This window comes from Nocardioides alkalitolerans, from assembly GCA_038184435.1.
Lineage (GTDB): Bacteria > Actinomycetota > Actinomycetes > Propionibacteriales > Nocardioidaceae > Nocardioides > Nocardioides alkalitolerans_A.
The window spans coordinates 3,633,101-3,650,379 of sequence record CP116227.1; the positions used below are offsets into that span (position 1 = coordinate 3,633,101).

A 17,279-nucleotide genomic window follows, 5' to 3' on the forward strand; every position below is an offset into this window, starting at 1 on the left:
CCTGGTTGCTCAACGCGCGGGCCTTGCAGAAGTCTTGAGTTAAATCTGAGGAGGGTGAGTGGTCTAGACCGCACCGCTCCTCAGTGGCGTGCCGGGATCAGTCGATCAGCTGACCAGCCGATCAGCCGACCAGGCCCTGTACCGCGGCCACGAGCGCCGGGTCGTCGGGCGTCGTCGTCGGCGCGAACCGGGCCACGACGCGGCCGTCGGCGTCGACGAGGAACTTCTCGAAGTTCCACTGCACGTCACCGGGCTCGGGGTTCTTCTTGAAGCCGCCCTCGTCGGCGTACGGCTGGCCCACGAGCGCGTCGTACACCGCGTGCCGGCCCTCGCCGTTGACCTCGATCTTCTCGGTCATCGGGAAGGAGACGCCGTAGGTCGCGGAGCAGAACTCGGCGATCTCCTCGCTGGTGCCGGGCTCCTGGCCGCCGAACTGGTTGCAGGGCAGGCCCACGACGGCGAGCCGGTCGGCGTAGGTCTCGGCGAGCTGCTCGAGGGCCTCGTACTGCGGCGTCAGCCCGCACTTGCTCGCCACGTTGACCAGCAGGGCAGGGCGCCCGCCCGTGATCTCGCCGAGGGTCGCGGGGGTGCCGTCGAGGCGGGCGATGGGGGTGTCGAGAAGGGTCATGCAGGCAGGGTACGGCGCTGCTCCGACCCCGCCCGTCACGCGTGTCCGTGTAACGGTTGCTACATTCCGCCGCGTGACGAGTGCTACGGAGCTGCGGTGGTTGCTGGTCGTGCCGAAGGTCCCGGCCCAGCCGTCCCGGCACCGGGTGGCCGTCTGGCGCGAGCTGCGGCGCGCCGGCGCCGTCCCCGCCGCCGCGGGCGTGTGGACGCTGCCCGACCTGCCGGCGTTCACCGACCACCTGCCGACGGTCCGGGAGCTCGTCGAGCGCGGCGGCGGGGCCATGACGGTGCTGGTGGCCGCGCCGTACGGCTCCGACGACCTCGGCCTCCTGCGCGACGCCTTCGAGGCGGTGCGGCGGGACGAGTGGGCCGAGCTGGTGCGCGACTGCGGGAAGCTGAGCGCCGAGATCGCGAAGGAGATCGCGCAGCAGAAGCTGACGTTCGGCGAGCTCGAGGAGGAGGAGCAGAGCCTCGAGCGGCTGCGGCGCTGGCACCGCGACCTCCTGCGGCGCGACGCCCTGGGCCTGCCCGAGGCCACCGACGCCACCGCGCGGTTGGCGGCGGTGGCGGAGGAGCTGGCCGGCTACGCCGAGCTCGTCTTCGCGGCCAACCTGCCGAGCGACGACCTCACCGATGACTGAGCGTGCTCGGTCGACGTGGTCGGCCTGGCGCACCGTCACCGTCTTCGGGCTCGTCAGCCTGTGCGCCGACATGGTCTACGAGGGCATGCGCGCGGTCGCGGGTCCCTACCTGGCGGCGCTCGGTGCCTCGGCGCTGGTCGTGGGGCTCGTCACGGGTGCCGGGGAGGCGATGGCCCTGGTGCTGCGGCTGGTCTCCGGCCCGCTCGCCGACCGCTGGGGGCGGCACTGGATGCTGACGGTGGTGGGGTACGGCATGACCGCGGTCTGCGTGCCGCTGCTGGCGGTCGCGCCGGCGCTGGGCGCGGCGGGGCTCGGGGTCGCGGCCGTGCTGATCCTGCTGGAGCGGGCCGGCAAGGCGGTGCGGAGCCCGTCGAAGTCGGCGCTGCTCGCCGACGTCGCACGGCAGGTCGGGCGGGGCAAGGGGTTCGCGGTGCACAAGGCCCTGGACCAGGTGGGGGCCTTCGCGGGGCCGCTCGCCGTCGCGGGCCTGCTCGCGGTGGGCGCGAGCATGGCGACCTCCCTGGCCCTGCTGGCCGTGCCGGGGGCCGTCGCCCTCCTGCTGCTGGCGGTGCTCCGGTCGCGGTTGGCGCCCCGCGAGCACGTGCTGCGCACGCCGGTGGACCTCCCCCGCGCGGCCCTGCCCCGACCGTTCTTCCTCTTCGCCGCCGCCGTCGCCGCCACGACGGCGGGTCTGACGACGTTCGGGGTGCTCTCCTTCCACCTCGTCGACGCGGGGCTGGTGACGGTGACCGCGGTGCCGCTCGTCTACGCGGGCGCGATGCTCGTCGCGGCGGTGGGCGCGCTGGCGACGGGCTGGGCCTACGACCGGTGGAAGGGACGGGTGCTCCACGTCCTGGCGCCGATCGTCGCGCTCGTCCCCGTCCTCGCGTTGGCCGGCCGGCTCGACCTCGTCCTCGTCGGGCTGGCCCTGTGGGCCCTCGCCGCCGGCGTGCAGGACTCGACGGTGAAGGCGCTCGTCGCGGACCTGGTGCCGCGGGAGCGCCTGGCGACGGCGTACGGCGTCTTCGCCGCCTTCCAAGGGGGCGCCGCACTGGCGGGCGGGGTGGTGGCGGGCGGCCTCTACGAGCAGCACCGCTGGGTGCTCGTCGGCGTCGTCGCCGTCGCGCAGGTGGTCGCGGCCGTGCTGCTCGTGGTGGTGCTCCACCGGCCGCGGTGGTCCGGGCCGAGGTGATCCGAGGTCGAGACACCGGGCCGGGTCGTCGGTACGGTCGGGCCACGACCAGGCGAACGGGGGACGGGGCGTGGAGGACGACGAGGGGTCCGCACCGGCGTACCGGGTGCGGGGACGGTGGGCGGAGCGACGGGAGCCGATCGCGACGGCCGAGCCGTGGCGGGGCTCGCCCGTGGCCCGCGAGGAGCGGCTGGATCGCCGCCGCCGGCGCGCCGAGTGGATGCCGGTGGCCGGGCCGTGGATCGTCGGCCTCGTCAGCGGGGTGGTGGGCTTCGTGCTCACACCCGTGGCCGCCTTCGCCGTGCTGGCGGTGCACCTCGTGGTGCACCGCGATCGGTTCGTCGGTTCCTATGACTACGCCGAGACCCTGCCGTTCGCGCTCCTCGGGGCCGTTCTCTGGACGGGGATGCTGGTGCTCCTCGGCGCAGCGCTGTGGCGGGTCCTCCGCCGTCACTGGCGGCGGTCGTGGGCGGGCGTGGTCATCGCCGGCTACCTCCTGCCGCCGCTGCTCGTGCTCGGCATCGGGGTGTTCGACCCCGACAGCGTCGTGCTGTTCTGACCGTCGCCGACCCGACGCCGTCAGGACCGTCGGCGGCGCGCGCTAGGTTCGTCGGGCTCTCGATCACGCCGTCCCACCCTGAGGTCCTGTTGAGCTTCGTCCCCCTCGTCGGTCCCGCGACGTTCCGTGCCGGCGCCGTGCCGCGCGAGAGCGCCGTGGTGTTCACGGGTGGCGGGCGCGAGGTGGAGCTGCCGGTCCGGGCGGCCCTCCCGGTGCTGACGCGCGCGCAGTCCGACGCGTCGGCGCACCCGAGCGTGGGCCTGCTGGCGGGGGCGGCGCTGCTCGCCGTGCGCATGGTGGCCGCCGGGCGGTTCGAGCCCGACGAGCGGGCCGACTGCTGGCGCGCGGTGCTGGAGCCCGACGACCACGACCGCCTGACCCAGCTGGCGCGGGCGCGGGCCCACGACGACGTCGACGCCGCCGCGGCCTTCGCCATCGGTCGGGCGGCCCTCGACGCCGTCGTCGACACGATGCCGCGCACGCCGCCGAGCGCGGGGGCGAGCCTCGCGCGGGGCAGCCGGGGGAGCCGTCCGGGCGTGGGCAGCCCCCGACCGGCGCCGACGGACGCCGTGCCGACGCCGGCCCGCGCGGCCTTCACCGACCGTCTGCGCGAGCGGATCCAGGCGGCGCAGCGGGCGCGGGCCGAGGAGAGCCTCCCGCAGCTGGTCACCCTGTCCCTGCGGGTCGAGGCCGACGAGGAGGAGCTGGTCGCGGGGGCGGTGCGCCTCGTGCTGCAGGTGCACGACGAGCGCAACCCGCTCCACCTGTGCGACGCGGCGCGGCTGTGGACCGACGACCCCGAGGCCCACGGCGGGCACGGGTTCGGGTCGCGCGCGCGGACCCACGCGATGATCGCGCTGCGCGAGGCCGCGGGTGCGTGGCCCGTGCTCGACCGGCTCCTGGCCCTCGCGGTGCCCGACGAGATCACGCTCGACTCCGACGAGATCGTGAGCCTGCTGGAGGACGGCGTCGGTGCCCTGCGCGAACGCGGCGTCGATGTGCTCTGGCCGCGCAGCCTGGGCCACGACCTCACGACCCGCGCGGTGCTCGACCACACGGGCGGTCGGCGCGACGCCGCCCGGGGCAAGCGGGAGGAGCTGCTCCACGACGGTCTCTTCGGGCCCGAGGCGATGTTCGCGTTCTCGTGGCAGGTGGCGCTCCACGGCGAGCCGCTGACGCACGAGGAGATGGACGACCTGGCGCGCGCGGCCGCGCCGATCGTCAAGCTGCGCGGCTCCTGGACGGTGGTCGATCCCGAGGTGGCCCGGCGGGCCCGGAAGCGGCTGGTGCGCGCCGTACGGCCGACACAGGCGCTCGCCGCCGCGCTCACGGGGGTGGTGGACCTCGACGACGCGCCGGCGGAGGTGATCGTCGGGGCGTCGCTGCTCAAGGTGCGCGAGCGCATCACCGGCGCCGCGAGCCGGGAGCCGGTGCCGCCACCGGCGGGGCTGGAGGCGACGCTGCGCGACTACCAGCGGCACGGCCTCACCTGGCTGGCCGAGCTCACCGGTCTCGGGCTGGGCGCCTGCCTCGCCGACGACATGGGTCTCGGCAAGACCCTGACGCTCATCGCGCTCCACCTCCACCGGGCCGAGCGCGCGGCGGACGACCCCGAGCAGCCGCTGCGCCCGACCCTCGTGGTCTGCCCGGCCTCGCTCCTCGGCAACTGGGAGGCGGAGATCCGACGGTTCGCGCCCCGCGTCCCGGTGCGGCGGTTCCACGGCACGGCCCGCTCGCTGGGCGCGTCGCCGGAGGAGACCCTCGACGTGGGCCCCGGCACCGGGACGGACCCCGACGGCGATCCCGGCTTCGTGCTCACGACCTACGGCACGATGCGCAGCGACCTCACCGGTGAGACGCGCGCGCTGGCCGGGGTGCGCTGGGGACTGGTGGTGGCCGACGAGGCGCAGCACGTGAAGAACCCCGCCTCCGGCACCGCGCGGGCCCTGCGCCGGCTCGAGACCGACGCGCGTGTCGCGCTCACCGGCACGCCGGTGGAGAACAACCTCACCGAGCTCTGGGCGATCCTCGACTGGGCGACGCCGGGCCTGCTCGGCAGCCGCAACGCGTTCCGCAAGGTGTGGGCCGCGCCCATCGAGTCGGGCGTCGACCCGGAGAAGGCGCGGCAGTTCGCCGACCTCATCGGGCCGTTCCTGCTGCGCCGCCGCAAGTCCGACCCCGGCATCGCGCCCGAGCTGCCGCCGAAGACGGAGACCGACCACCTGCTCGACCTGACGCGGGAGCAGGTGGTGCTCTACGAGACCTACGTGCGTGACTGCATGGAGCGCATCCAGCGCTCCGACGAGGACGCCCGCCGCGGCCTGGTGCTGGCGATGCTCACCGGGCTCAAGCAGATCTGCAACCACCCCGCCCACTTCCTCAAGCAGAGCCAGGGGCGGATCGCGGGCCGCTCCGAGAAGCTCGACCTGCTCGACGAGCTCGTGCGCACCGTCGTCGCGGAGGGCTCGTCGGTGCTGGTCTTCACGCAGTACGTCGCGATGGCGCGCCTCGTCGAGCGCCACCTCGCGGCGGCCGGGGTCGGGCTGCAGCTCCTCCACGGGCAGACGCCCGTCGCGGAGCGGGAGCGCATGGTGGCCGCGTTCCAGGCCGGTCCGGAGGCGGGCGGGCCGCCCGTGTTCCTGCTGTCGCTCAAGGCCGGCGGCACGGGGCTCAACCTCACACGGGCCGACCACGTGGTGCACGTCGACCGCTGGTGGAACCCCGCGGTCGAGGAGCAGGCCACCGACCGGGCCTACCGGATCGGCCAGACCCGCCCCGTCCAGGTGCACCGCTTCGTCACGCGCGGCACGATCGAGGAGCGCATCGCCGAGCTGCTGCGCCGCAAGCGCGGCCTGGCCGACGCGGTGCTCGGCCGCGGCGAGGCCGCCCTCACCGAGCTCGACGATGCCGAGCTGCGCGACCTCGTCACCCTGCGTCGCGACCCCGGGGCGGTCTGACGTGGGGCCGGGGCCGGATGCAGGGCCGGAGGTCCGGGTCACCCACCCGCGCCTGGCGCCCCGCCGGTCGAGCGGACCCCGAGCGTGGTGGGCCAAGGCCTGGTCCCGGGCCGTCGAGGAGGCGGCCTTCTCCGAGCGCGACCACCGCGACGGGTCCCGGCTGGCCCGCGCGGGCATGGTGGGCGCCATCGGGGTCGGGCCGGGGTCGGCACTGGCGGCCGTCCGCGACGACGACGACGCCTGGACCGTGACCGTCGAGGTGCCCCGGTGCGACGCGGACGCCCTCGACGGGCTCGTCGAGGTGGTCGCCGCCGAGTCGGGCCGGATCGCCGCGCTCCTGGCCGGCGACCTGCCCCACCAGCTCGTCGAGGAGGCCGAGGAGGTGGGGGCCGAGCTGCTGCCGTACGGCGGGGAGCTCGCCACCACGTGCACCTGTCCGCACACGCTCGATCCCTGCGCCCACGCGCTCGCCGTGCTCGTGCAGCTCGGCTGGCTGCTGGCGGAGGACCCGTTCGTGCTGCTCGCGCTCCGTGGTCTCCCGCGGGAGGACCTGATGGCCCGGCTGCACGCGCGGGGTCCCGCGGGGACCGGAGGGACCGGGGACCCCGACCGGGCGGACCAGCCCGAGCAGCCCGACCAGCCTGACGAGCTCGACGTGGCGGTCGACGCCGCGCTCCGGGCCGCCCGGCTGCTGGCGGCCCTCGAGCGGGGCGAGGTGCCGGACCGCTGGTGACGCGCGCCCAGCCCGGGCCCTAGCGGTCGGCCACCAGCATCGACGCGCCGAGTCCGACCATCATCACGCCCCCGGTCGCGCCGAGGCGGTCGAGGCGGGCGGGTCGGCGGGCGAACCAGGCACGGGCCTGCGAGGCGACCAGGGCCCAGACGGAGTCCGACACGACCGCCATCGCGGCGAACGCGAGCCCGAGCGCGGCCACCTGGAGCCCCGTCGTACCGGCCGACGGGTCGGTGAACTGCGGCAGGAAGGCGACGAAGAAGACCAGCGTCTTGGGGTTGGTGACCCCGACGAGCGCACCCACGCGCAGCGCGGCGAGCGGGGACGCGGCGGGTGCCGCCTCCGCGGCGGCACTGGCCGCCTCGAGGGACCGCCGGGCGTCGGCGCGGTGGCGGACGGCCTGGATGCCGAGGTAGACGACGTAGACGGCGCCCACGACCTTCACCACGGTGTACGCCGTCGCGCTCGCCGCGACCACCGCGCCGAGGCCGACGGCGACGAGCAGCACCTGCACGAAGATGCCCGTGCCGTTGCCCAGGACCGACAGCAGCGCGTCGCGGCGTCCGACGGTCAGGGCACGGCCGATCGTGAAGAGGAGGCTGGGTCCGGGCAGCTGGATGAACAGCAGCGAGGCGAGGAGGAAGGCTCCCCACTGGTGGAGTTCGGGCACGGAGCGATGGTCGGGGTGACCGGGCCGCTCCGCAAGCGGTTTCGTGGAACCGGTCGCTCAGGCGACCCCGAACCCCCGCAGCGCCATGCCGTGCAGCAGCTCCCGCATCGCGGCATCGGGCAGCAGCGCGCTGTGCGGCGTCGAGTTCAGCAGGCCGAAGGTGGCGTGCGCGGTGGCGCGGGCGGCCTCGAGGCCGAGGTCCGGGTCGAGCTCGCGGAGCCGGTCGGCCCACACGTCGACGTACGCGCGCTGGAGCCGACGCACCTGCTCCCGCGCCTCGTCGGGCAGCGAGCTCCAGTCACGGTCCTGCACGACGATGAGGTCGCGGTGGTCGAGCGCGAAGGAGAGGTGCCAGTCGACGAGCGCGTCGAGCGCCGCGCGCGGGGAGTCGGCTGCCGCGACCCGCTCGAGGCCCACGCGGAGCAGCTCCTCGCTGATCCCGACGAGCAGCTCCGCCAGCAGCGCGTCCTTCGACGCGAAGTGCTTGTAGAGCGCCGGACCGGAGATCCCGCAGGCGGCGCCGATGTCGGTGACGGCGACGCCGTGGAAGCCGCGGCGGGCGAAGAGCGCGGCCGCGGTGGCGAGGATCTGCTCGCGGCGGGTCGGCGTGGTCACGGGGCCCAGGTTAACGGTCGTTCACCACTGGACGGTATGGACCAGCGGGTTAGAGCGAGCAGCGTCGGGGTAGACGACGCCGCCAGGCCCGACCCGCCCGCGCGGACGTGGCCCCGACACGACCCTGACCGAGGAGCTGCTCATGTCCACCTGCACCGCCTGCGGCGGCGAGATCACACCGGGCTCCGCCTTCTGCGACCGCTGCGGCACCCCTGTCGACGCGGGCTCGAACGCGCCGTATGGCGGGAGCACGTCCGACGACGCCCCCACCTCCGTGGCCGGCCCGTACCCGCCGCAGGGCGGGGGCTACGGCGACCAGTCCTACGGGAACCAGTCCTACGGGAACCAGTCCTACGGCAACCAGCCCTACGGGCAGGGCCAGGGCTACGACCAGGGCCAGGGGTACGGGCAGGGCTACGACCAGGGTCAGGGCTACGGCCAGGGTCAGGGCTACGGCCAGGGTCAGGGCTACGGCCAGGGCCAGGGGTACGGGCAGGGCTACAGCCAGGGCTACCCGCAGGCGCCGGGAGGGTACGGCGGTGGGTTCGGCCCCGGTGGGCCCGGCGGGCCCGGCGGCCAGGGCGGCAAGAAGGGCAAGGGCATCTGGATCGTCGTCGGCGCCGTGGTGCTCGTGCTCGCGGTCGTCGCGGCCATCGTGATCCTCCTCGTCGTCAACCGGGACGACGACAACGACCGCGACAACGACCGCGATCGCGACAACGACACGTCGACGGGCATCGAGCTCGGCGCGACGAACGAGTTCGACGTGACCGACGGCCAGGTCGAGGTGGAGCTGGAGGACGTGCAGGCGAACCAGCTCGTGCTGCTGGCGGCCGAGGGCAACGGCGACCTGGCGGAGCCGGACGTCGACGCCAACGACTTCGCGATGCTCGAGACGTGGGACGGCGACGACCCGTTCGCGGTCTGGGGGGCGGCCGAGGACGGCACGCAGACGATCACGCTGGACTACTCCGGTGACGCCGACACGGTCGAGCTGTTCGTGCAGGTCCTCGACGCCGAGGACCTGAGCCCGGGCGACGAGGTGCCGGTGGAGGACGGTGCCCCGATCGGGGCGGCGTTCTTCGACCTGGAGGGTGCCGACTACGAGGTGCCGGACGGGCTGTTCACGACGGACGTCGACGAGTACTTCTGCGGCGACGGCGAGGGCTGCTACCTCTACAACGAGACCCTCGCGGTGGCGACCGAGCCGGGCCTCACGCTCCCCGAGCCCGACGAGCCGGCCGACGAGCCCACCGACGAGCCGACCGAGCCGGCCGGCGACCTCGCCGAGGGCCAGTTCCCGAACGGGATGACGTTCAACTCGCCGACCACGTTGGCGGACCCGACCGCGGCGGGCGAGCCGGCGCTCGCCAGCCTCGACTTCCAGGTGACGACCGGGGGCTCGATGACGGTCGACGCGACCAACCTCTACCCCGACCTCGACATCCGCATCGCGGTGTACGACGCGGAGGGCAACACCGTGTGCTCCGCGAACGACACCGAGGTGTTCGGTGACGAGACGTGCTCCTACGAGGCGGTGCCGGGCACCTACACGGTCCTCATCGCCGCGGACGTGACGGACGTGCTCCCGAGCTCCGTGCCCGACGACTACATCTCGGTCTACCTCAACTGACCCCCGCGGTCGTGGTGCGGGGCCTGCGACTTCCGCAGGTCTCGCACCACGACCCGGGGCAGGTCGTCAGCAGGTCGTCAGCAGATCGTCAGCAGGGCGTCAGGAGGCGGTCTTCTTCGGGCGCGGCAGGAGCTCGCTCGCGGCGTACCGGCCCAGCTGCCACGTCGCCCAGCCGTCGGCGCTCATGCCGACGACGCCGCCCAGCACGGGCACGCGCCGGCTCACGGTGACCGCGAAGCGCTTGCCCATGACGCGCGTGATGAGGTCGACGGCGACCTCGTTCGACAGCCGCACGTCGAGCTCCGGGTCGTGCTGCGGCGCGGTCGCGATGGCCATCGGCGGCGCGGGGATCGTCTTCTTCTTGAGCATCCGCTTGACCTCGCCCGGGCCCATCATGCAGGCGAGCACGGCGTTCTGGACCCGGGGGTCGTCGAGGTCGTAGCCCCGCAGGTGCGCCGTGATAGCGATGAGCCGGGCCTGGATCATCGTCAGCCCCGAGATGTTGGCGGGGATGGTCACGGCGACCGTCACGATGCCGCCGATGTTGGTCAACAGGCCCTGCGCCCCGGCGTACTGCGCGTGCCGCAGCTGCGCCGCCTTGATCGCAGCGTCGACGTCACCGTCGTGGTCGGCCAGGTAGGCGGCGGCCGCCTCGGCGGCCGGCTTGAGTGGTCCGGCCCCGTGGATGGCGTGGTGCAACGCCTTCCGCACGAACCCGGAGGTCAGCTTGGGTGCCACGGTGGGCACGTTGGTCGCGGCCGCACGGCCCAGTGTCTGCTTCAGCCCCATGCGCAGATCGTAGGGAGCACCCGGTCATGCGGCCCGGCGTACGTTGGGGCCGTGCCCGTCGAACCGCCTCCCACGTACTGGGACTTCGACGACCCGCGCCTGCGCACGCACGACGACGACGTGGTGGGAGCGGGTGCCGACCTCGAGCCGGGGACCCTCCTCGCGGCGTACCGCAGCGGCCAGTTCCCGATGCCCGACGACGACCACCTGCTGTGGTTCTCGCCGCTGCGGCGCGGCGTCCTGCCGCTCGACGGCGTGCGGGTCAGCCGCTCGCTGCGCCGGGCCCGCCGCGACTTCGAGATCCGTGTCGACACGGCGTTCGCGGAGGTCGTCGCCGGGTGCGCGGACCCGTCGCGCAGCGGCGCGTGGATCGACGACCGCGTCGCGGAGGCCTACGGGTGCCTGCACGACCTCGGCTGGGCGCACTCGGTGGAGGCGTGGCAGGGGGACGAGCTCGTCGGCGGCCTGTACGGCGTGGCGATCGGCGGGCTCTTCGCGGGCGAGTCGATGTTCCACCGGGTCCGCGACGCCTCGAAGGTGGCGCTGGTCGGGCTCGTCGAGCTGCTCGCGGCCGATGCGGCCGAGCTTCCCGCGCCCCGGCTGCTCGACGTGCAGTGGCAGACGCCGCACCTGGCGAGCCTCGGGGTCGTCGAGGTCGACCGGGTGGAGTACCTGGCGCGGCTGGAGCGCGCGCTCGAGCTGCCGCTGCCGGCGCCCTTCGACCACTGAGAAATTCCTGAGCCGGTCGGGTTTGGTCGTCGGCGGCCCGGGGATGGTGCGGCTCGCGCCACCGCCGCCGACGTGCGGAGGCGGCTGGCAACCCGAGACCTAGGAGCCTTCATGAAGCGTGTTCTTTCCGTCGCTGCGCTGGTGCTCGCCGGCGCCTCCCTCACCGCCTGCGGCGGTGGCGTGGACGCCCCGACCGACGCCAGCAAGGACGACTTCTGCGGCGTCGCCGGCGGCACGTCGGTGCTGGAGTACTTCGACGAGGAGAACCAGGAGTTCAACGCCAAGGAGTACGGCGACGCGCTCGCCGAGGTCGGCACGCCCGACGACATCAGCGACGACGAGCGCGAGGGCTTCGAGATCGCGGTGCGCGAGCTGCGCGACGCGGGCGACGGCCTCAGCGAGTCGGACCTCGACGACCTCGACGACGACGAGATCAGCGACGACGAGAACGACAAGGTCGACGCCTTCGGCGACTACACGAGCGAGACGTGTGGCGAAGAGGGCATGTTCTGACGGTCCGCCGTCCCGCCGGCCCCCGGCGGAGCAGCGCGTGTGACCCCGTGACATCCCCGAGATCGAGGAGAGTTCCATGAAGCGAGTTCTGTCCGCCGCCGCCCTCGTGCTGGCCGGCGCCACCCTGACCGCCTGCGGCGGCGCCCCGACCGACGCCAGCGAGGACGACTTCTGCGACGCCATGACGAGCGCCGGTGAGACGATCGTCGCCGAGTCGCAGAAGGACGGCGACGAGGAGGTCGACTTCGGTGACGCCGTCGACGAGCTCGAGAGCACGGGCACGCCGGAGAACATCTCCGACGACGCCCGGGAGGGCTTCGAGTCGATCCTCGACAAGATGAAGGAGCTCGACGGCAAGACCGTCGACGAGGTCGGCGAGGACGAGGACGACCTCGACGGCGGCGAGGAGTTCAGCGACTACTACGCGGAGACCTGCAGCCCCGCCTGACGGTTCAGCAGAGCGCGCACCACGAGGCGCCGGTGGCTCACGCCGCCGGCGCCTCGTGATGTTTCGGCGAGGTGCGCGTCGTACACAATGTGGCCGGTGAGCACTCCTCCTGGTTGGTACGACGACGGTTCCGGCACCCGGCGCTGGTGGGACGGCACGCGGTGGGCCGAGCAGCCGCCGCCTCCCGCCTTCCCGGCGGGAGGGCAGCCCGGACTGCCGGGCGGGCAGCCGGGGTTCTCCGGCGGTCAGCCGGGTCAGCCTGCGCCGGGCAAGAAGCCGACCGGTCTGATCGTCGGTCTCGTGGTCGCCCTCGTCGCGGTGGTCGCGCTGGTGGTCGTCGTCCTCGTGCTCACGCTGGGCGGTGACGACGACCGGGACGACGACGGTGACCGCGACCGCGACCGCGACGACCGCTCGAGCGAGACGGAGGACCCGGGCGGGCCGGACAGCCCGGGCCAGTCGGTGACCCGCCCGACGTTCGACCTGCCGACCGACGCGAGCGAGAGCGACTTCTGCGCCGCCATGCAGGTCGCCGGCGAGGAGGTCGTCGACCAGTCGACCCAGGACGGCGACGCGACCGTCGACTTCGGCGTGGCGATCGAGGTGCTGCGGGCCACGGGTACGCCGTCGGACATCCCCGACGACGCACGCACGGGCTTCGAGGCGATCATCGAGGCGATGGAGGCCGCCGACGGCCTCACGGTCGACGAGTTCGAGGAGCAGGACGAGGCCGAGCTCGACGGCGAGGACGCGTTCGGCGAGTACTACACGGACACCTGCGCGAACTTCTGACCATGCGACTGCGGACGACCCACGACCAGCGCGGCGCCGTCGCGACCAGCACCCTGCTCGCGGTGGTGCTGGTCGCAGTGATCGCGGCCGGGCTCGTCGCGATCGGGCTGGTGCTGGCGCTGAAGGGGGGTGACTCCTCGGCCGACCCCGGGGGCGATCCCGCGACCTCGGCGACCACGGAGGCGAGCGCCTCCGCGTCGACCGTCACCGAGCCCCCCGCCGGGGAGCCGCCGGCGGACGCCGACGAGGACGCCTTCTGCGAGGTGGTCGTGCGCGCCTACGAGGACGTCAACGACCAGGTCAACGGTGGTGTGGAGATCTTCGACACGAGCGGGGTCGCCGACGACCTCGACCAGGTGGGAACGCCGGCGGACGCCCCCGCCGACGCGCGCGCCGGGTTCCTGCTCTACCTCGACGTGCTGCGCGCGGTCGACGGTGAGGCGACGGCCGACTTCGAGAGCTACAACCCCTACTACGACCTCAGCCCGTCGGACCGCGCCGACTACGACGCCTACGCCGGCTACGAGGCCGAGACCTGCCTCTGACGCCGGGTAGCGTGAGCCGCGTGCGCCGTACTCGCCCTGCCCTGACCGCCGCGGCGGTCACCGTGCTCCTGCTGGCCGCGGGCTGCAGCGACGGGGGCGAGGACGCCGCCGACGAGTCGTCGGGCGCGCCCTCGAGCGCCCCGACCGCCCTCGAGTCGACGCTGGGGCCCGAGCAGGTGCTCGAGGACTTCTGCACCGCCGCCGGCCTCGTCGCATTCATGGAGACCGGCGAGGACCTGCGGCTCTGGGCGCAGAGCATGAGCGAGGTCGAGCGGCCCACCGACCTGCCGGAGGACGCGGCGGAGGGGCTCGCGCTGCTGCAGGAGTACGCCGCGCAGGTGCCCCCCGACGCCGTCGCGGCCGAGCTGGAGCAGCCCGACTACACGCCCGAGCAGGTCGCGCAGCTGGGGGCGTGGTCGAGCTACCTCGAGGGCTGCCCGCAGGTCACGAACCCGCCGCAGACCATCGAGCCGTCGGCCGACCCCACCGAGGGCTGAACGTCAGGCGACGTGCGGCGGCTGGCCCGAGCTGCTCTCCATCGGGCGTCCGGCGCCGGCCCAGTCGAGCATCCCGCCGTCGAGGTTGACGACGTCGCGACCCTGCTGCGCCAGCCACGCCACCGCCTGACCCGAGCGACCGCCCGCCTTGCACACGACGAGCGTCTGCTCCGTCGGCACCTCGTCGAGGCGGGCCGGCAGCTCGCTGAGCGGGATGTGGACCGCGCCGGCGATGTGCCCGGCCTCCCACTCGTGGGGCTCGCGCACGTCGAGCACGGCGAGGCCCTCGGGCAGGGGGTTCGGGACGCCGTCGATCGAGACGGTGGGGATGGAGACCATGGGGGAGACGCTACCGCCGCTCCGGTTCCCACCGGAGGACCTCTTCGACCAGCGCCTCGGGCTCCAGCGAGCTGTCGAGACGCAGCACGGGTTGCCGGCGCTCGGCCAGCCAGGCCTCGTGCCGCGCGCGGCTGCGCCCGTCGAAGGCCGGGTCGTCGTACCCGCGGGCCCACGCCAGGAACGCGGCCGACGCCTCCGCGTCGTACGTCTCGCCGACGCGGCGGCGCTCCTCGCGCCGCTCGAGGCGGCGCAGGCGTTCGGCGGGATCGAGGGTGAGGAAGACGATGGCGTCGCACGCGTCGACGACCTCCTCCCCCCCAGCCGACCATCGACCCGGACAGCACCCAGGCCTCGCGGGGGACGAACATCGTGGCCATCAGGCGGAGCCGGTCGGGGACGGGTCGCTTCGTGACGTACGGCGGGGACGTCGGCACCCAGAAGTATTCGTCGGCGTCGGCGTGGGGCACCGACCAGTGGTCGGCCAGGGCGCGCCCCAGCGTCGTCGTGCCCGCGCCGCTGGCGCCCAGCACGTGGACCCGGCAGCGCCTCACTTCAGGAGCTTCGACATCCGCCGGTCGGCGAGCGGCTTGCCGCCGGTCTGGCAGGTGGCGCAGTACTGCAGGCTCGAGTCGGCGAACGACACCTCGCGCACGACGTCGCCACACACGGGGCACGTCTCGCCGGTCTTGCCGTGGACGGCCAGGTTGGTCTTCTTCTCGCCCTTCAGCTCGCTGGCGGCGAGCCCCCGCGAACGGCGTACGGCGTCGCCCACCACCCCGTCGAGCGCCGCGTGGAGGGTGTCCACCTGCTCGTCGGTGAGGCTGTTCGCGGGCTTGAACGGCGACAGCTTGGCGGCGTGGAGCAGCTCGTCGGAGTAGGCGTTGCCGATGCCGGCGATGATCGACTGGTCCCGCAGGACGCCCTTGATCTGGGCGCGCCCCGCCGCCTGCAGGATCTCCGCGAGCACGTCGCGCGTGAAGTCGGGCGTCAGCGGGTCCGGCCCGAGCCGCGCGATGCCGGGGACGTCGGCGGGGTCGTGGACGACGTACATCGCCAGGCTCTTCCGCGTGCCCGCCTCCGTGACGTCGAGACCGGAGCCGTCGTCGAGCACGATCCGCACGGCGAGGGTCGACTTGCTGCTCGGCTTCGGCGGGATCGTCGGCACCTCGTCGCGCCAGCGCACCCAGCCCGCGCGGGCCAGGTGCAGCACCAGGTGCAGGCCGCCCGCGTCGATGTCGAGGAACTTGCCGTGGCGGGTGACGCCGTCGACGAACGCGCCCTCGAGCGCCGTCAGGGGCGGGTCGAACGTCTTGAGGGCGCTGAACGCGGCGACGTGGACCTTCGCGATCGCGCGACCGTCGAGCCGGCCGCCCAGGTCGAGCGCCAGCGCCTCCACCTCGGGGAGCTCGGGCATGGGGCGAGCCTAGCGCCGGGCGTTCGTGCGCGGGGCATGCTTCGCCGCCCGGCCACGGGTGTGTGGGCGGGCGGCGGGATGGTTGATGCCTGCTGTCAGCCGGGTTCTGGGTCGTCGGGCCAGGGGCGGGTGCCGTCGCGGTCGACGAGGTAGCGGAGGCCCATCGGGCTGGTCCAGATGAGGGCGTGGGGTGGTTCGTTCTGGGTGGGGTCGGTGGGGCGGTAGGTCCATCTGTTGCCGGTCGTCAGTTCGCGGTGGGTCTTCATGCGGTGGTGGCGTCGGCAGAGCGGGAAGAGGTTGCGGGTGGAGGTCTGCCCGGGTGGGCCTTGCGCTTGGTAGGGGTCGCAGTGGTCGAGGTCGGCGGTGCGGGAACTGCGGGTGCAGTAGGGGAAGACGCAGCGGGGCCAGCGGGCACGGACGTGCTCGGCGATCCGGTCGGGCGGGCTGTAGCCGTTGACGGCGTCATCCGTGTTGAGGTCGATGATCGGCTTGACGGTCACGGTCGTGTCCGGGCTCTCGCACCAGGCCTGGATCTGCTCGACGGCCACTGGCCCGCGAGGCGCGCCCGGGTTGTCGAGCCGGGCGAGGTCGATGCCGGTCATGTCGGTGCAGGTATCGATGCCGGGACCGATACCGTTGAGGGTGCCGGTGATCGCGGCCTGGTCGAGGTGCACGAAGAGCACCACCTCGCGCCGGGCCCGCTGGACCGGCTGTGGCTGGTCTCCGTTCGGCGCTTCACCGGCGTCGTACTCCAGCGTGGTCACGCCGTCGCAGCGCCGCGCGATCTCGCCGAGGGCCATGGAGCGGCGGACGTCGAGGTCTGAGTCGCAGCCCAGGTCGCCCAGCTGCCGGGCCACGTGGGCGACGGTGCGTTCGAGGTCGAGCGCGTCGGCCAGGTCGAGGGAGCCGTGGACGTTCACGGTCCCGCGCAGGGTCCCGGTCAACGGATCCGTATAGCCCACGTCGCCGAGATCGATCGCCAGGTACCGCTCACCATCAGCCGCGTGACGTTCGGCTTCGGTGGACTCGGGTTCGAACCGCGCCGCGGCCTCGGCCACCAGCCGGTCGACCTCGGGACCGGTGGCCTTGCCCGCGACGTACGCGACGTGCCGGTCCACGAACCCGGCGGCCTCGAACGTCAACGTCCGGGTCGCCTGCGCGATCCGCCGCCCCCGCCACACGTCGACCTCACCCGCAGCGACCCGCGCGTGTACCCGCGGTAGACGCCAGCGCAGCTCGACCGCATCCCCGACGAGCCGGCGCGCCGCGTCGAAGGAGCAGCCCCGGGCGGCGGCGACCTCCCCGATGCAGAACTCCGCCACCACCGGCGCACCCGGCCCACCCAGCTCGAGGAACTGATCTCCGGCCAACGCCTCGGCGTACTCGGCCTCGTGCCACTCACCCAGCACCGTGATCGGATCCCCCACCACCGCATCCGAGGTGTGCGCCGAAGCCCAATCGCCCACCGCGACGAACGCCGCCGCCTCCGCCACACGAGCAGCCTGCGTCCGCTCGCGGACCGCGTCGATCAACGCGTCGCTGTGGTGTGGGTCCCCCGATCCATGCCGCCCACTCTAGTCGAACAG

General features: G+C 73.8%; 19 protein-coding genes. 12 read left to right on the forward strand and 7 right to left on the reverse strand.

Annotated elements, in window-relative coordinates; all coding sequences use genetic code 11:
- Positions 1-121: 121 nt before the first annotated feature.
- Positions 122-628, reverse strand: a complete 507-nt coding sequence (locus PIR53_17275; protein WZH51756.1) for a glutathione peroxidase — start codon at positions 626-628, stop codon at positions 122-124.
- A 73-nt stretch (positions 629-701) separates the two neighbouring features.
- Here PIR53_17275 and PIR53_17280 point away from each other — a divergent pair, with 73 nt between their 5' ends.
- The 5 genes from PIR53_17280 (at position 702) to PIR53_17300 (ending at position 6,709) form a co-directional block, all read left to right on the forward strand.
- Positions 702-1,268 (forward strand): chromate resistance protein ChrB, encoded by a 567-nt coding sequence (locus PIR53_17280; protein WZH51757.1) that lies wholly within the window; start codon positions 702-704, stop codon positions 1,266-1,268.
- On the forward strand, positions 1,261-2,460 hold the full coding sequence (locus PIR53_17285; GenBank protein ID WZH51758.1) for an MFS transporter: 1,200 nt from the start codon (positions 1,261-1,263) through the stop codon (positions 2,458-2,460). The genes PIR53_17280 and PIR53_17285 overlap by 8 nt, the downstream gene beginning before the upstream one ends.
- A 70-nt stretch (positions 2,461-2,530) precedes the next feature.
- Positions 2,531-3,019: a hypothetical protein gene (locus tag PIR53_17290; protein WZH51759.1), complete on the forward strand. Its 489-nt coding sequence runs from the start codon at positions 2,531-2,533 to the stop codon at positions 3,017-3,019.
- An 89-nt stretch (positions 3,020-3,108) separates the two neighbouring features.
- Positions 3,109-5,976 carry a DEAD/DEAH box helicase gene (locus tag PIR53_17295; GenBank protein ID WZH51760.1) on the forward strand — a complete coding sequence of 956 codons (2,868 nt, stop codon included), beginning with the start codon at positions 3,109-3,111 and terminating at the stop codon, positions 5,974-5,976.
- A gap of 1 nt (position 5,977) precedes the next feature.
- Positions 5,978-6,709 carry an SWIM zinc finger family protein gene (locus PIR53_17300; GenBank protein WZH51761.1) on the forward strand — a complete coding sequence of 244 codons (732 nt, stop codon included), beginning with the start codon at positions 5,978-5,980 and terminating at the stop codon, positions 6,707-6,709.
- Between the two features lie 19 nt (positions 6,710-6,728).
- Here PIR53_17300 and PIR53_17305 read toward each other — a convergent pair whose 3' ends face one another.
- Together PIR53_17305 and PIR53_17310 are read right to left on the reverse strand one after the other, a co-directional pair.
- Complete coding sequence (locus tag PIR53_17305; protein ID WZH51762.1) at positions 6,729-7,379, reverse strand: LysE family translocator; 651 nt, start codon at positions 7,377-7,379, stop codon at positions 6,729-6,731.
- Between the two features lie 57 nt (positions 7,380-7,436).
- Positions 7,437-7,994: a TetR/AcrR family transcriptional regulator gene (locus tag PIR53_17310; protein WZH51763.1), complete on the reverse strand. Its 558-nt coding sequence runs from the start codon at positions 7,992-7,994 to the stop codon at positions 7,437-7,439.
- A 142-nt stretch (positions 7,995-8,136) separates the two neighbouring features.
- On the opposite strand from PIR53_17310, the gene PIR53_17315 reads away from it, so the two are divergent.
- Positions 8,137-9,627: a zinc ribbon domain-containing protein gene (locus PIR53_17315; protein ID WZH51764.1), complete on the forward strand. Its 1,491-nt coding sequence runs from the start codon at positions 8,137-8,139 to the stop codon at positions 9,625-9,627.
- Between the two features lie 99 nt (positions 9,628-9,726).
- On the opposite strand, the gene PIR53_17320 is transcribed toward PIR53_17315, so the two are convergent.
- A complete protein-coding gene (locus PIR53_17320) occupies positions 9,727-10,416 on the reverse strand; it encodes an EcsC family protein (GenBank protein ID WZH51765.1) in 690 nt (229 codons plus the stop codon).
- A 99-nt stretch (positions 10,417-10,515) separates the two neighbouring features.
- On the opposite strand from PIR53_17320, the gene aat reads away from it, so the two are divergent.
- From aat to PIR53_17350, 6 genes are all read left to right on the forward strand, one after another.
- Positions 10,516-11,145, forward strand: coding sequence for a leucyl/phenylalanyl-tRNA--protein transferase (aat, locus tag PIR53_17325; GenBank protein WZH54476.1), 630 nt, complete (start codon positions 10,516-10,518; stop codon positions 11,143-11,145).
- Between the two features lie 111 nt (positions 11,146-11,256).
- Positions 11,257-11,658, forward strand: a complete 402-nt coding sequence (locus PIR53_17330) for a hypothetical protein (GenBank protein WZH51766.1) — start codon at positions 11,257-11,259, stop codon at positions 11,656-11,658.
- 76 nt (positions 11,659-11,734) lie between these two features.
- On the forward strand, positions 11,735-12,106 hold the full coding sequence (locus PIR53_17335; protein ID WZH51767.1) for a hypothetical protein: 372 nt from the start codon (positions 11,735-11,737) through the stop codon (positions 12,104-12,106).
- A gap of 96 nt (positions 12,107-12,202) precedes the next feature.
- Entirely contained in the window at positions 12,203-12,898 is a 696-nt protein-coding gene (locus PIR53_17340) for a DUF2510 domain-containing protein (protein WZH51768.1), read from the forward strand.
- Between the two features lie 2 nt (positions 12,899-12,900).
- Positions 12,901-13,443, forward strand: coding sequence for a hypothetical protein (locus PIR53_17345; GenBank protein ID WZH51769.1), 543 nt, complete (start codon positions 12,901-12,903; stop codon positions 13,441-13,443).
- Between the two features lie 20 nt (positions 13,444-13,463).
- Complete coding sequence (locus PIR53_17350) at positions 13,464-13,940, forward strand: hypothetical protein (GenBank protein ID WZH51770.1); 477 nt, start codon at positions 13,464-13,466, stop codon at positions 13,938-13,940.
- A gap of 3 nt (positions 13,941-13,943) precedes the next feature.
- Here PIR53_17350 and PIR53_17355 read toward each other — a convergent pair whose 3' ends face one another.
- The 3 genes from PIR53_17355 to PIR53_17365 form a co-directional block, all read right to left on the reverse strand.
- The gene (locus PIR53_17355) at positions 13,944-14,279 is read right to left on the reverse strand and encodes a rhodanese-like domain-containing protein (protein WZH51771.1); all 336 of its coding nucleotides are present in this window, start codon (positions 14,277-14,279) and stop codon (positions 13,944-13,946) included.
- 547 nt (positions 14,280-14,826) lie between these two features.
- On the reverse strand, positions 14,827-15,693 hold the full coding sequence (locus PIR53_17360) for an Fpg/Nei family DNA glycosylase (protein ID WZH51772.1): 867 nt from the start codon (positions 15,691-15,693) through the stop codon (positions 14,827-14,829).
- Positions 15,694-15,788: 95 nt separating this feature from the next.
- Positions 15,789-17,225: a DUF222 domain-containing protein gene (locus PIR53_17365; GenBank protein ID WZH51773.1), complete on the reverse strand. Its 1,437-nt coding sequence runs from the start codon at positions 17,223-17,225 to the stop codon at positions 15,789-15,791.
- Positions 17,226-17,279 lie beyond the last annotated feature (54 nt).

Coding starts and splice junctions, on each gene's coding strand:
- PIR53_17275 (WZH51756.1), bottom strand. CDS start 628: ATGACCCTTCTCGACACCCCCATCGCCCGCCTCGACGGCACCCCCGCG.
- PIR53_17360 (WZH51772.1), bottom strand. CDS start 15,693: ATGCCCGAGCTCCCCGAGGTGGAGGCGCTGGCGCTCGACCTGGGCGGC.
- PIR53_17330 (WZH51766.1), top strand. CDS start 11,257: ATGAAGCGTGTTCTTTCCGTCGCTGCGCTGGTGCTCGCCGGCGCCTCC.
- PIR53_17355 (WZH51771.1), bottom strand. CDS start 14,279: ATGGTCTCCATCCCCACCGTCTCGATCGACGGCGTCCCGAACCCCCTG.
- PIR53_17285 (WZH51758.1), top strand. CDS start 1,261: ATGACTGAGCGTGCTCGGTCGACGTGGTCGGCCTGGCGCACCGTCACC.
- PIR53_17345 (WZH51769.1), top strand. CDS start 12,901: ATGCGACTGCGGACGACCCACGACCAGCGCGGCGCCGTCGCGACCAGC.
- PIR53_17320 (WZH51765.1), bottom strand. CDS start 10,416: ATGGGGCTGAAGCAGACACTGGGCCGTGCGGCCGCGACCAACGTGCCC.
- PIR53_17315 (WZH51764.1), top strand. CDS start 8,137: ATGTCCACCTGCACCGCCTGCGGCGGCGAGATCACACCGGGCTCCGCC.
- PIR53_17335 (WZH51767.1), top strand. CDS start 11,735: ATGAAGCGAGTTCTGTCCGCCGCCGCCCTCGTGCTGGCCGGCGCCACC.